The sequence below is a fragment of the Halorubrum sp. Atlit-8R genome (genome assembly GCF_003666025.1).
GTDB classification, from domain to species: domain Archaea; phylum Halobacteriota; class Halobacteria; order Halobacteriales; family Haloferacaceae; genus Halorubrum; species Halorubrum salinarum.
Map to the genome: position 1 here is coordinate 942,201 of NZ_QPLV01000001.1, position 12,969 is coordinate 955,169.

14 protein-coding genes and 2 pseudogenes are annotated in these 12,969 nt (G+C 54.9%); 5 read left to right on the top strand and 11 right to left on the bottom strand.

The features are described from left to right. Window positions 1-72: 72 nt before the first annotated feature. Window positions 73-1,224 carry a sulfate adenylyltransferase gene (gene sat, locus DVK05_RS04625; protein WP_121562222.1) on the top strand — a complete coding sequence of 384 codons (1,152 nt, stop codon included), beginning with the start codon at window positions 73-75 and terminating at the stop codon, window positions 1,222-1,224. 1 nt (window position 1,225) lies between these two features. After that, window positions 1,226-1,846 carry an adenylyl-sulfate kinase gene (gene cysC / locus DVK05_RS04630; protein ID WP_121562223.1) on the top strand — a complete coding sequence of 207 codons (621 nt, stop codon included), beginning with the start codon at window positions 1,226-1,228 and terminating at the stop codon, window positions 1,844-1,846. Window positions 1,847-1,863: 17 nt separating this feature from the next. Here cysC and DVK05_RS17765 read toward each other — a convergent pair. The 3 genes and pseudogenes from DVK05_RS17765 to DVK05_RS17770 all read right to left on the bottom strand — a co-directional run. Then, window positions 1,864-1,992, bottom strand: a pseudogene (locus tag DVK05_RS17765) (hypothetical protein); the annotation flags it as partial. Between the two features lie 20 nt (window positions 1,993-2,012). Further along, on the bottom strand, window positions 2,013-2,303 hold the full coding sequence (locus DVK05_RS16765; protein WP_147437708.1) for a hypothetical protein: 291 nt from the start codon (window positions 2,301-2,303) through the stop codon (window positions 2,013-2,015). Between the two features lie 188 nt (window positions 2,304-2,491). Continuing rightward, a complete protein-coding gene (locus tag DVK05_RS17770) occupies window positions 2,492-2,731 on the bottom strand; it encodes a PHP domain-containing protein (RefSeq protein WP_121562224.1) in 240 nt (79 codons plus the stop codon). Between the two features lie 220 nt (window positions 2,732-2,951). On the opposite strand from DVK05_RS17770, the gene DVK05_RS17775 reads away from it, so the two are divergent. After that, a complete protein-coding gene (locus tag DVK05_RS17775; RefSeq protein WP_394338855.1) occupies window positions 2,952-3,182 on the top strand; it encodes a helix-turn-helix domain-containing protein in 231 nt (76 codons plus the stop codon). 448 nt (window positions 3,183-3,630) lie between these two features. Here the strand turns inward: DVK05_RS17775 and DVK05_RS04645 are convergent. The 6 genes and pseudogenes from DVK05_RS04645 to DVK05_RS04670 form a co-directional block, all read right to left on the bottom strand. Continuing rightward, window positions 3,631-4,268: pseudogene (locus tag DVK05_RS04645) on the bottom strand (IS6 family transposase). Window positions 4,269-4,551: 283 nt separating this feature from the next. Then, a complete protein-coding gene (locus DVK05_RS04650) occupies window positions 4,552-4,959 on the bottom strand; it encodes a sulfatase-like hydrolase/transferase (protein ID WP_158598847.1) in 408 nt (135 codons plus the stop codon). Then, complete coding sequence (locus DVK05_RS04655) at window positions 4,956-5,336, bottom strand: sulfatase-like hydrolase/transferase (protein ID WP_121562226.1); 381 nt, start codon at window positions 5,334-5,336, stop codon at window positions 4,956-4,958. The genes DVK05_RS04650 and DVK05_RS04655 overlap by 4 nt, the downstream gene beginning before the upstream one ends. A gap of 61 nt (window positions 5,337-5,397) precedes the next feature. Then, window positions 5,398-6,828, bottom strand: coding sequence for a flippase (locus tag DVK05_RS04660; RefSeq protein ID WP_121562227.1), 1,431 nt, complete (start codon window positions 6,826-6,828; stop codon window positions 5,398-5,400). Window positions 6,829-6,832: 4 nt separating this feature from the next. After that, window positions 6,833-7,906: a glycosyltransferase gene (locus DVK05_RS04665; protein WP_121562228.1), complete on the bottom strand. Its 1,074-nt coding sequence runs from the start codon at window positions 7,904-7,906 to the stop codon at window positions 6,833-6,835. A 2-nt stretch (window positions 7,907-7,908) separates the two neighbouring features. Then, window positions 7,909-9,171, bottom strand: a complete 1,263-nt coding sequence (locus tag DVK05_RS04670; protein WP_121562229.1) for a sulfatase — start codon at window positions 9,169-9,171, stop codon at window positions 7,909-7,911. A 111-nt stretch (window positions 9,172-9,282) separates the two neighbouring features. Here DVK05_RS04670 and DVK05_RS04675 point away from each other — a divergent pair, with 111 nt between their 5' ends. Next, entirely contained in the window at window positions 9,283-9,981 is a 699-nt protein-coding gene (locus tag DVK05_RS04675) for a formyltransferase family protein (protein WP_121562230.1), read from the top strand. A gap of 192 nt (window positions 9,982-10,173) precedes the next feature. Further along, entirely contained in the window at window positions 10,174-10,398 is a 225-nt protein-coding gene (locus DVK05_RS16770) for a hypothetical protein (protein WP_147437710.1), read from the top strand. Window positions 10,399-10,841: 443 nt separating this feature from the next. Here DVK05_RS16770 and DVK05_RS04680 read toward each other — a convergent pair whose 3' ends face one another. Beyond that, window positions 10,842-11,909, bottom strand: a complete 1,068-nt coding sequence (locus DVK05_RS04680) for a DegT/DnrJ/EryC1/StrS aminotransferase family protein (protein WP_121562231.1) — start codon at window positions 11,907-11,909, stop codon at window positions 10,842-10,844. Further along, on the bottom strand, window positions 11,909-12,967 hold the full coding sequence (locus tag DVK05_RS04685; protein WP_121562232.1) for a GNAT family N-acetyltransferase: 1,059 nt from the start codon (window positions 12,965-12,967) through the stop codon (window positions 11,909-11,911). Before DVK05_RS04685 ends, DVK05_RS04680 begins: the two co-directional genes overlap by 1 nt. Between the last annotated feature and the right edge of the window lie 2 nt (window positions 12,968-12,969).

The window sequence follows — 12,969 nt, forward strand, 5'->3', positions numbered from 1 at the left end:
TTCTGTTGAAGCCAATGACGATAACTTTCTTTCGAATGAACTAACTAATTCACCTAACTCAGTTCACGCAGAATGGTTCGACCCCACGGAAACGACCTTGTCGACAGAATTGTCGGACAGTATCGAAGCAGGGACCTCTGGGAAGATATTGATGATTCTAGCACGGTAACGCTCAACAAGAATCTCCTTTTTGACTTTGTGAATATAGCCCAGGGGGTGTACAGTCCTCTGCGTGGTTTTATGACACAAAATGATTTCTTAAAGGTTGTAAATGATTTAACCCTTGAGAGCGGATTGGTTTGGCCACTCCCTGTTGTTCTTGACATCGATGCGGAGTTGGCAAATAATATAGAACCCGGTGACAGGATTGGTATTCGTCGCCCAGATGGTACGCCACTTGGCGTGATGGATACTGATAGTATCTATCGATACGATGAGGCAAATACCTGCGAGAACCTGTTCGGGACGACAGATGGTGAACATCCGGGTGTAAGAACAATTCAAAATAAGGATCCCTTCTTCGTAGGTGGACCCATCAAGGCGTTCTCTGAGGCAATCCCCCGGAACGGCAACCATGATATCACACCGAAGGAGGCCCGTGTTTTGTTCAATAAACGAGGGTTCGACACTGTCGTGGGGTTTCAAACTAGAAACGTTCCACATCGAGCACACGAATACCTCCAAAAGTCGGCGCTCGAACACATTGATGGATTGTTGATTCAACCAAAGATTGGTGAAAAAAAGGCGGGCGACTATACAAATAACGCAATAATTCAGGGGTACGAATCACTCATTGACAACTACTATCCAACCCAATCGGTTGTTCTCTCTATATTTAAATCACGGATGATGTATGCTGGTCCGCGTGAGGCACTCTTTGACTCTATTGTGCGGAAAAACTACGGATGTACACATTTCATTGTCGGACGTGACCACGCTGGTGTCGGAAACTATTATGGTGATTTTGCGGCTCAAGAATTATTTAGCGCATTAGGAAATATCGGAATCGAACCGCTGTATTACCACTACGCGTTCTACTGTACGAAATGTGACGGTATCGTATCTGAGAAAATTTGTCCTCACGACAATGACCATCACATGAATCCCAGCGGCACGAAACTACGAGGAATGCTTTCTGAGGGAGAACGGCCCCCATCGCAACTCATGCGTCCAGAAGTGACCGAAACGGTATTGAACCTTGAAAAAATATTTGTACAGAAATAATATGTTCACGCTCTGGTTTATGGGCCGACCTGCCTCTGGGAAATCTACAATCGCAGCTCGTACAGAGGATAAGCTTGTAGAGCGAGGTTATCCAATTGAGAATCTAGATGGCGATGACCTTAGGAGGAATCTTCATCCGGATCTTGGCTTCTCACGTGAAGAACGGCGGACAAACAACCGTCGCACCGCCTATATTGCGAAGTTGCTTAATCGAAACGAGATTCCTGTTGTTGTCGGGATGATAACGCCGTTCCGGGATTCCCAAGAGCAAGCTAGAAACATCATTGAAAATGAGGGAGAATTTGTACTGATTCATGTCAAATGCTCCGTAGAAACTGCCGAAGAACGAGACCCGAAGGGGCTCTATCAGAAAGCTCGTGAAGGGAAAATCGAAAAATTCACTGGGATTAACCACCCGTTCCAAGAGCCACTGAAGCCGGAAATTGTGGTTGATACTGAAGAACAGTCTGTCAACGAGGCTGTTGAACACATCGTGAGTCAACTAGAAGAGCGAGGCATTCTGGATGAACGCCTCGACGACGAGTACAATTTCCCAATAACACACAACGAAGAACAAAAAGTCTTGGAACGCCTCAACGACCTTGGATATCTGGACGGATGAAGCCCTAAGAGGTTCAGTTATAATGATTGACGTTCAGTTGCGCGCTCTCGAAGGGCGTCCAGGTGAGGTCGTGTAACTCGTACTTTTCCGATTCGATACTTCCCCGAACCAGGCCCGTGACAATCGGACCCGCCGGTCGTCAATAAACTATATTTTTGAGAAAACTCTAGCGCATCTTTGGAAGTGACCTCAGCGTAGCCTCACTTGGGACCTCATCATACGGATACGGTACCTCGATAGCGTCGAGACCTACATTGACGAGGCCTTCCAGAGTCATTTCAAAACTATCAGTCCGTATACGACCTGGATGTGCTAAGGAAACAGCACCACCAGCATCCTGTATCGTGTTAATAACATCCTCGGAAGGTACTCGTTTCATCGGTACGAACGCATCCCCATTGCTTCCAAGATATGTTTCGAATGCCGCATTGACCGAGTTGACAATACCCTCCTCCATCAGAACATCTGCGATGTGTGGGCGAGCAAGAATACCGTTGAAATCCTCTCGAATTTTGTGGTACGAGCGGTTAAGATCGGTTGTTTCCCGAAGTTGAGCTATGATATCTCGGTTTCGATTCCGGCGGTATGATCGAACTATTTCAAGGAGTTGAATGAGATCTTGATTTGTAGGGTTAACGTAGTAACCTAACAGTTCAACTTTGGTGTCTTGAACGTCTGCTCGAACCTCAACTCCAGAATAAGTTCAAGACTTTTGTGGATAGATACACGCCGATTGAGATCTTCAGATATCGTATCGTGGTCCGTGATTGTAATAGACTCTAGGCCGATATCTTGAGCCTGTTGAATACGATTTTCAACCGTGCTGGTTCCATCTGAGGATGTTGTATGTAAGTGTAGGTCGGCCACTCCTTCGCTAAGGTTCATACTGTTTGTAACTCTACTATATCTTTTCACTATGTTGGTTTAATATCTGTCTGTAGACAAGTCATACCATCATGACACGAACTTAGTCGTATGATCTGGAAAAAGGATGGATCACTGCCTATCGGACTGACGATTGATTGAAATAGTAGTCAGGAGTAAAAATTATGTAATAGAGAACGGCGAATAAAAGTGGCTGAGCAGCCCGTTATCTCCAGACAGTATCAGCAAACTACGCGATGCTCATAAGGAATCTCAAACCGAGTTCGCTGAACAGATAGGGGAGAACACATCGACCCCTAGCCGATGGGAAAGTGGCAAGATACCTCCGAATGGGGAGAACATCGATACAATACGTGACGTTATCCCCGACGACCTCGATCCTGCGGATGTCGTTGATACCCCTAAACTCAGTCGAGATTGGGACGGACGCCTCTCGAGTATCGAGTACTAACTCCTTGGCTCGGGGAAACTCCAGGTACTCCGTGAGCATCTACGGACAGCTGTCGAAATACCGGGTGACGGAGGGACGAAGTCCTTCTCGGGAGAGCAGCGGCAGTTCGCTCGACAACAAAAGATCGGGACGTAGATTGGTCAGAGCGACAAACCTGGCGGGTTGGCAACGACGATCTACTCTGGAAGGTGACGAGCGGCGGGCGATTCGGCGGTTCATCGAAGTCAACGAAGAGACTGTCGCCATTGTACTCGTCAAACACTGGAACCGATTCCAGAACGAGTGAAGCGACTTGCTCTATAACCTGCTTGAGGAGGAGTGGCGGTTCTGGCTGATTGATGATTTCATCAAGCGTTAAACGGCCAAATCAGACCCTTAATCGCTGATAACATCCTGTGCTTTTCTCCAATTCGGTATAAACTTCTTCTGCTAAATTCTGGCGGTCGTGTTAACTTAAGCATCTGTTCCAGCAGACGGCGAAGGCTCGGAGCCATAATTCTGCTGTCGTCGGCTCCGCGTTTCTGAACGTTTTTGAAAACGAAGAGGTTCGACGTTTTACTTCTCTAAAGATACGTTCGACAGCATTTCGATTTTCATGACGAGTGATTTGAAATCGGAGCGAGGTTCGTGAGAGCGCAGCCGTGAGATGTCCGCTAGCACCAACGAGAAACTCAGCATCGTCAACGTGGTGTTTCTCTCTGAGTTCGCGGAGAAACACCAAAGTAAATTGGTGGTTTTGGATGGAAATACGTCAATATGGAGGAATTTGTTTGAACGAGGAGCGACAGCTACATACAGCCAAAATCTGTCTGACTCGATCTGAATCGCAGTCTCATCGACCACGATACGATTCGGACTTACACCGTCAGCTGGCTGTAGATCGGCCTTTTGAATCTAGTTGTGAATCGCTGTTCGGCTTCGCTCGATACCCAAATTCTCAAAATACTGTTTGGTATTCGAAAGTGATAGGCCAGCAAGATGGATCTGAATACCGGTTTCAATGATATTGTGGGGTGTCCGCTTCCGCTCCACAAACTCCAAGTCTATCCACTTAGTAGAGCGGTTGAGACGGTTGTATTCGGACATAGACTATTCGAAGCACCGACCGCCTCGTTCTTAACTTAACATCGCCGCGAGCGCCCCCGATAGATATCGGGCGTCGGGATGCCAGCAAGCTCGGTAACAGTTGAGACGATGTCGAGTAATTCTACCCGTTCTCCTGACGGCCGTCAGACGGTACGTCAGGATCTTCGACAACGACTCGGACGTGAAACACCTCCTTGTATGTCGTCGTGTTATGGCTGAGCTGGCCGTGTTCGAGGAACCCCTCGCCGTGGTCGGAGGTGACAACGCCGGTCGTTTCTACCCCCTACGCGTTCGCTGTCTCGATCAACCGGCCAATCTGCTGGTCGGTGTACCTGATTTCGGCGTCATAGAGTTCGGTCAGCGCCCGGAGTTCATCGTCGATGATCTCGTCGGGCTCCTCAAGAGTTTTCCGGCGGAGCTGGCTCTCTTCCCGTTCGGAAATAGCTATGTCGGTGCCGAGTTGCTTGCCGATCTCGGCGTGAGGTACATAGGGGTGGTAGACACCCATATAGAGGACCCAGGTGAAGGAATCTGTGTCGGTCGACTCAACCCAGTCGATGCTCTCGTCGGTGATCGTCTCTGTATCCTTGTAGGTCCGGCCAACGTCGAGGCCGGCCTTTTCTTCGTTGGTGTCGTAGAGGCACTGAATCGTCCGGTATGCGACCCCATCGTCGTCGAGGTTGAGCTTCACGAACGCGCGGGCCCCCGCCAGCAGCGACGGATCGGACCTGGAGTCATAGAAGTGATCGTATCAACGGCCGCAGTTGTAATCCCGAGAGAACCTTCGGTTCCAGGCGAAGGGCGCACTCTCGTAGTCCCCCCGTCAGACTGCCGAGGCGATGGCCATCCGTCCGAAAGATGCTCGAAGCCACGGTACTCGAGGTGGTACGTCGAGGTGATTATCGAGGGGAACGAGGCACGAGTCCAGCTTACATTGGTGTAGGCAACGAAGGAGAGTCCGTCGGCGGCGAGTGAATCAATAACCGGCGACGTGTCACGGTCGTAGCCGTAGTGCCCAAAGTGATCGGCCCGAAGCGAATCGACCGTCACCAGGGGGATGTTCGTCATACCACGATGTCGGCGGAAACCCGGTAAATACCGGATGACCCGAAAGTGGTCGAAAAACGTCTTAGACAGCCGGTATCGACACCGGTAGGTACTGGTTGACGATCTGGCGGATGTCGGGGTCCAGCAGGACCAGCACGGCGTAGGTGCCGGCCCCGGTGAAGACGATAGCGAACAACGTGGGCAGCGTCAGGGGTGCGAAGGCTGTCGCGAGGCTAGCCACCGAGAGCCCCATAACTGTCGTGCTAATGAGTTGCCAGGATACGCTCTTGATCGGTAACGAAAGGTCCAGTATTCTGCTAATAGAGATCCACTGGTAAAGTGTATCGAGGAGTTTCGAGGTGAAGGTGGCAACGGCTGCACCGACGAGTCCGTAGGTCGGGATCAACACCAGGTTCAACACGATCGCTAGGGTCACGCCCATCAACCGCGAACGGAAGGGCACGTCCGCTCGGTCCATCCCGGTCAGTACCGAGTTACCGATCCGCTGGACCGACTCTACAACCATGTATCCCGCGAGGATCGCCATCGGGATCGCGGCCTCAACGTACTCCGGCCTGTAGATCAGCCTGAGAACGTCCTCGCCGAGGACGGCTAGCCCCACCAGTCCCGGGAGGGGAAAGATGAGTCCGAAGATGATCGACCCCGGCACGATCCGTTCGATTTCCTCGTAGTCGCCGTCGCTGGCCCACCGGGAGATCTTCGGGAAGATGGTCGTGTTGATCGCCGCCGTGGCGATGATGAGTACCCGCGTCGTCTGCCAGGCCACCTCGTAGGAACTCACGTCGGCCCTAGTGAGGAAGACGCCGATCAAGAACGTGTCCAGCCAGAAATAGATGAAGTTCGTCGGCCCGAAAAACATCGTGTATCGCGAAATCCTGAACAACCGCTCGAAGTCCGATTTCGCGGGGAGCGCCACCGAGAGATTCGATAGCGGCAAGCCAACGACGAACGTGGCGGCAAACCCCGCGATGACGCCATACATCAGCCCCTCCGGACCGAAGCCGTACGTGATGAACGCGGCACCAGTACCGACCCTGACGACGTCCTGAAGCAACTGAAGCAGGCCGCTGGTCAGCACGCGATCCTCGGCCTGTAGCGTCTTGATCAGCAGGTCGGCGATCAGCCAGGTCGCGGTCGCTAGCGCCAGCAATCCGGGGACGGTCGCGCCGACGTACTCCGAGATGGGGGTCTTGAACAGGTAGAAGGCGGCTGTCGCGAGGAGGCTTACGGAACCGATGACAGTCAGCGCGACCGTGAACAGTTCTGACTGACGCTCTCCCTCGCCGATCCGGCGGACCAGCGCCTGGCCCATCCCTAGGTTCCCGACCATCGTCGACACCTGGATGACAAGGAAAAACAAGAAGTAGATCCCTAGTCCCGACTGGGGTATCACACGAGCGAAGTACACCAGCCCGAGGAAGCCGACAGCCCTGGCTGTGATCTGGACCAGAAACAGGAGGATGCTCTCCCGGCCGACGTCACCGTCGCTCATCCCGTCACCCGCCCGCGGCCGCGTCGAAGACGTCGGCCATTGCCTCGATCTTAGTCTCCCGTTCGAACCGATCGAATACCGACGGATCAGGGTCGTACGTAAACTCACCCGAGCGCAGCGTCTCGATGGCAGCTGCGATGTCTCCAGGGGACCTGGGATCGGCGACCACGCCCAGTCCGTTGTCCTCGATCAGGTCGGCCACCCGGAAAGATGGATCAACGACGGCGAGAATCGGCGTTTTAGCCCCGATGTAGTCCCAGATCTTCGAGGGGACGCTCTCGGCGTTGTCCGTCTCGATCCCACCGATGAACAGCACCGCGTCCGAGCCTTTCAGAACCGGGACGATCTCTTTGTGGGGGACGAAGTCGTGCGTCTCGACCATCGACTCGACTCCGTGATCGCGCGCCCTGGCGGTGTAGTCGTCGTCCCAGTCACCGTAGAACTGTACCGTCAGGTCTTCGCCTTCGTACGCCCCAAGGCCCGCCAAGACGCTGTACGGTTCGATCCACCCCTCGTAGAACGATCCCGCGTAGGTGATCGTGAATTGGTCGTACTCGCGGGCCTCGACGCCTTCGAAGTTCCCGCGCTCGTAGCCTTTGAACGGGAGTTCAACAAACGTTTCTGGCGCGATATCGGGATAGATCCCCCGGTAGTAGGACCCGCCGACTTGGATGCCGTCGGTCCAGACCACACGCTTGGCCCGATGTACGCAGAGCCACTCGACAAGCTTCGCGGCTTTCGTGATGAGTGCGTCGGGATCCCTGTCTGGATTGGCCAACATTGGATCGCGGAACTCGGCAACCCACGGAACCCGAAGCAAGAGGCTGACTATGAATCCGACGAGCTGGAGGTGAAACGGATTACTAACCGACACTACGATGTCGGCGTTCTCCCGGCGACCGCGGCGGTAACACCGGAAGATGCTCGATAGAAAGGTCCGAAAATACGGTTCGGGGACATGCCCGACGACTTGTTCCCAGCCATACTCGCGGAGGATCCTCTCTCGAGTGTCAAAATCCGCAGCGCGACCTCCCGGGTCCCCAGTAGTGACGTTCGAGATCAGCAGCGCCGTCCGCATCCTCAGAGGTAACCCAGGTCTTCAAGATGGTCCTGCGTCTCATCACTGACCTTGTCCGCAGTCTCGTATCGCTGCTCGTCATCGCCGATCCACCCGACGAGTTGCTCGAACAGCTCCTTCGCGACCTCTTCGTTGTCTTCAATCAAATTCCGTGATTCGGAGGGGTCCTGGGCGATGTGGTACAGCTCTGTCGGTCGCAGGTCGCCGTTGGCTGTACAGATGAGTTTCCACTTGTTCGAGCGAATGCTCACTAGCGAGTCGAGTTCGTTCCACCCGAAGTCGTACTGTTCATTCATCTTCTTAGTTAGCTTGTTCTTAGAGGTCAACTGGCCGTGGTAGGTTTCAGAGTAAGCCAGTTCGGGGTGGTCACCCCCCAGAATCGATTGCCCGTCAACGTCGGGAACGTCCATGTCCAGAGCGTCGAGCAGCGTCGGCACGATATCGATCGTACGAACCTGCTCGTTGACCTCCTTTTCGGGGAACATCTCCCCGGCCATGATCAGCGGGACGCGGATCAATTCGTCGTACAATTCGACGGCGCGGAACTGGGAGCCGACTCGGTTTCCCTCCGAATCGTACACCCAAGGGTAGCCGTGTTCGCCCGGCATCTTCGAGCCGTGGTCGCCCGTGATGACGGTGGCGTCGACATCGATCAGGTCGTGGAGCAGTTCGATCTGTCGAGCGACGAAGTCTGACTCCTCGTAGTAGCGCTGTTCCTGCCGACCAATGTACTGCTCGACGTTCTCGTAGACGTGCTGGTCGTCGAACGCCGGCGTCTCGCCGTTGCCGAACTCCGAACGGAGCGTGAAGTGGAGATCGAAGCAGTGGATAAACACGAAGTTGTCCCCGTCCTCGTGGTCGTCCAGCCAGTTTATCGCTCGGTTGATCAGCACGTTTGCTGGGCCCAGGTCTTGGCGACCTTCCATCCGGTCTTCGATCTCTGCGTGATGTTCCCAGGTGTCGAACCCCTTGCCGAGGTTCCCGGTCGGAAGCGGATAGCCGCCGGTGAACCCTGCTGTATTGTACCCCGCGTCCTTGAAAATCTCTGGGAGCGTTGTCGCGTCGGTGTGGTAGTCGACCAGCCAGCGAACGCCGTGGTTGAACGGGTGCTGACCGCTCAGCATCGACGTGTGGGAGGGACTGGTGAACGGAGCCTGCGCGATACAGGTGTCGTAGAACGACCCCTCTTTTTTTAGAGTCTCATAAAACCGATGTGTGAACGCGTCTGGGCGAATACAGTCGACCGAGACGAAAATAACATTCATGACTCGGAGTCCAAACTTAGTAATAAAAAGTGTTTGGTATCACCCCGCGGGCGAATCAGTAATCGGTAACTACTCGCGGTCGAGTCCAAATCTTCAAGAGGCTCATCCAGCTTGTTCGATGCGAAGGCCGACAATGATCTGCGCTTCGGCTGTCTCGGGTACGACACAGTGACCAGAGAGATCCTGAACGGGATCGACATCGATCCCGACCTCATTATCTCCTTTACCGAATCGGTCGAGGGTGAGTACAGACGCAGGGTAACCTACGAGTACGACAAGGCCATCTGGGTGGAGACGATCAATTCACAACGAGCTACGGAGGCCATCGAGGACCGCAACACCGACGTGTTGCTGGTGATGGGGTGGCCCGAACTGTTCAAACCGGAACTGATCGACGCTCTTGAGATTGAGTGTATGGGCAGACACCTCTCGCTCAAGCGTCGTGGCCATTCCCCCGCGGCGTGGGTGCTCACCCACGCCCTGAGCGAGACGGGCGTCTCGCTATTCTGGATCGACGAGAACGTTGACTCTGGGGAGTTGATCGACCAGCGAGTCGTTCAGATCGATCCCAGCGAGCACGCCGCGGACCTCCATCACAACTGTACACAGGCGACCATCGCGCTGCTCAACCAAGCGACACTGCTCCGGTTCAGGGACGCCGACTTCTCCAGCGAGCCAAAGGAAGGCGAGGCGACCTACAGCCACCCGCGGCGGCCGGATATGGGGATAATCGACTTGACTGACTGCGCGTGGGGCATTCAAAACTTCGTCCGCAGACAGTCGCATCCCTATCCTGGAGCATTCACGTAGAACCGAATGACAAGGAGTCGAAGACGAGACCGTAACTATGGCCGCGCCCCGGACGGTCCCCGGGACCGGTTCCTAGGACGACGGAAGCTGGCTGATCCATTGCGGTGAAGGCATCGTGGCCGTCACCGTCAAGTACGTCAACGGAGCCAATTCGATCCAAGTTGGTGACCATCTGCGGGCGATCCCGTACTGATGAACGTCGTCTTTCTAGTCTGCCACGCTGACGACGCCGGCCTCGGTGCTGGTGGCAGGGCCCAGCGGTTGTTGGAGGCCAGCTATACCATCGATATCATCTACGTGACTGAGGACTACACCTACCATCCCGAAGATAACTATGACACCCACGAGGCAGCCCAAGAGGCCAGGGCGTGCTCGGTCTCAACGAGGGCCGCATCCACTTCTTCGACTTCCCGATGATGAAACTAGACACGGAGGCGCTGATCGACGTGAACTTCTCCTTCGAGGAGACCGGTCCGAACCCGATGTGTTCTTCACGCTGGACGAAAGCGACCTGAACCAGGACCACTAGACCGTATACAACAGCGCGATGGTGGTCGGTCGCTCTATCCACCGCCAGATCGGAATTGTGACGATGGAGGTCCTCTCTCCGACGGAGTGGGGCGAAGCGAGTTCCAGCCAAACTACTACGTCGATGTCGAGGACCGAGTCGACAAGAAAATCGAAGCCGTTTCGAAAGTTGAGCCTGAAATGTAAAGTGGTCCTGTCCCCGCTCGGTGAAGTGTATCGAGATGAAAGTCCAGCAACGCGGAAGGGAAGTGGGCTACGACTCCACTGACGCGTTCTGGTTCGTTCGGTGGTTCGACTTTGACGAACAACTGGTGTGAAAGCGAGCGTCGTCGCTACGACTCGAAATACTCGCGAACGTTCCTGATGACAGTTTTGATGTCCTCGCGAGACAGGTTGGCGTGGATGGGCAACAGCAGGACTTCGTCGGTCGCAGTCTCCGTGTTAGGAAACCGCGCGGTGTCCACGTCCGGTGCGAGGGTGTACTCGTAGAGGGCTTCCTCGTAGATAATTGAAGTTTCAACGCCGTTGTCCTCCAGATACGCCATTAGTTGCCGATTCTCCGGCGTCCGGATCGGGAAGCCGTGGTAGACGTTCGTTCGGTTCGGACGAGTACGAGGGGGAACCACGTCCGACGGTAGTTCGTCCAAATACGTTTGCGCGGCCTCACGCTTGTTGGCGACTATATTGTCGAATTTTTTCAGTTGCTCGATCCCGATGGCCGCCTCCAGATCGTTCATCCTGACGCTACGTAGCGGCGTCTCGTCGTCGCCGTTCGTGTTCGAGCGGAGTTTCTTCACACGGTCGATATGCGACTGTTTGTCAGAGACTACTGCTCCGCCTTCAGCCGTCGTGAGTATCTTGGTCGCCCCGAAGCTACAGACGCCGATGTCTCCGGAGGTCCCGATATCCCGCCCATCGTACGTCGCGCCCACCGCCTGGGCGAAGTCGTTGATTACTGTGAGATCCTGTTCCTCGGCGATCTGACTGATCTCATCGAGGTCACAGGGCTGGCCGTAGAGATGAGTTAGGAGAAGACCATTGACCGCCGTTTCCTGTACGGTCTCGCTGAGGGCGTCGGGGGAGAGACTGTAACCCTCCAGCTGGATATCACAGAAGACCGGCTGCATGTTCTGTCTGAGGACCGAATACAGCATCGCGGCACAGTTGAACGGTGAGAGGACGACCGCGTCTCCTTCCTCCAGATCGCTCACCTCCAGTGCGAGTTCGAGCGCGACGCTCCCGGAACTGACAGCAGCGGCACCGGCCGTTCCGCTAAACTCGGCGAACGAGTCCTCAAAGGCCTCGACCGTATTGCCGACGGAAAGCTCACCGTCAGCCAAGAGACTGCTGACGGCGGCGATCTCCTCCTCGCCCGTTCGAGGTGAACCAAGCGAAACCATCAATTGCTTTTCTCTACCCTGTAGGCGGGGAAGTAACCGCTATCCGTGTCAATGCCGGCGGTCTCGGCCTCGGCGACCAGGTCGTCGTACACCTCTGGTATGTGTCGGACCCGCCCGAGATACAGTTCGCCACGATCGGGCGAGAAGGACTTCTTGAACTTGAAGACGCCCGGTCGACCGCCTTGGAAGTCGAAGCGGTCCCGGCCAGTCTCCCGCATGTACATCATCGCCTCGTAGCACAGGAGGTTGTTCACGCGCATATCCCAGTAATCGGGGTTCGACGCGCGGAGATAGTCGTGTGCGATCCGCTCGTCGTGGACGAGTATAGAGCCGCCGATCACGTCGCCCTCGTAGGTCGCAATCAGCAACGTCCCGATGTCTGACTCCAGCAAATCAATGAAAAAGTCAATGTCGAACCGGTAGTGTTCGCTGGCTTCCTTGGCGTCCATCGCAGTCGAGTAGATGTCGTGAAACGCTTGGTAGTCCCTGTCGTCACTCGTCGGTGTGACCTCGATGGCGGTGTCCTGGGCCTGGCGTATCGCGTTACGGTTTCGCTTCTCGAAACCGTCCCAGATGGCGTCCTCCTCGGCCGTGAGATCGACCCAGACTGTCTCACGGTTAAAACTCGGTTCGAGACACCCGAAGCGTTCGTGGTTTTCCTCGTTGGGGTCGAACCGGAGGAACTCGGCGACGATGTTCTCGGCCCGGCAATGGTCGTCGAATGCCTCGGCGAAGCGGTCACAGAGTTCGCTGTCGTTTCTGGACGTGATTGGGCCGCCGCAGTACCACGAGGAGACAATGTCGTCGTACCTCCTGAGATCCGTCTCCGCGTTCTTAGCGAACGGGACGGACTCCAGCGATCTACGGATGTATGGATAGTAGACGATGTCGTCACCGTCTTCGAGCACGAACAGTTCGGGCCGTTCGTCGTCATGCTCGAAGTCCCCAGTCAGCAACCGGAGGTAGTCAGGCCGGTGATAGGGACCTGGCTTGCCGACCCGGTCGTAGTAGTGCCACCAATCGTCGAGGTCGGCAGCGGAGAGACTTCTCGTCTCCATTG

Coding starts and splice junctions, on each gene's coding strand:
- DVK05_RS04680 (WP_121562231.1), bottom strand. CDS start 11,909: ATGGTTTCGCTTGGTTCACCTCGAACGGGCGAGGAGGAGATCGCCGCC.
- DVK05_RS17770 (WP_121562224.1), bottom strand. CDS start 2,731: ATGAACCTTAGCGAAGGAGTGGCCGACCTACACTTACATACAACATCC.
- DVK05_RS04660 (WP_121562227.1), bottom strand. CDS start 6,828: ATGAGCGACGGTGACGTCGGCCGGGAGAGCATCCTCCTGTTTCTGGTC.
- DVK05_RS04685 (WP_121562232.1), bottom strand. CDS start 12,967: ATGGAGACGAGAAGTCTCTCCGCTGCCGACCTCGACGATTGGTGGCAC.
- cysC (WP_121562223.1), top strand. CDS start 1,226: ATGTTCACGCTCTGGTTTATGGGCCGACCTGCCTCTGGGAAATCTACA.
- DVK05_RS04665 (WP_121562228.1), bottom strand. CDS start 7,906: ATGCGGACGGCGCTGCTGATCTCGAACGTCACTACTGGGGACCCGGGA.
- sat (WP_121562222.1), top strand. CDS start 73: ATGGTTCGACCCCACGGAAACGACCTTGTCGACAGAATTGTCGGACAG.
- DVK05_RS16765 (WP_147437708.1), bottom strand. CDS start 2,303: ATGGAGGAGGGTATTGTCAACTCGGTCAATGCGGCATTCGAAACATAT.
- DVK05_RS16770 (WP_147437710.1), top strand. CDS start 10,174: ATGAACGTCGTCTTTCTAGTCTGCCACGCTGACGACGCCGGCCTCGGT.
- DVK05_RS04655 (WP_121562226.1), bottom strand. CDS start 5,336: ATGACGAACATCCCCCTGGTGACGGTCGATTCGCTTCGGGCCGATCAC.
- DVK05_RS04670 (WP_121562229.1), bottom strand. CDS start 9,171: ATGAATGTTATTTTCGTCTCGGTCGACTGTATTCGCCCAGACGCGTTC.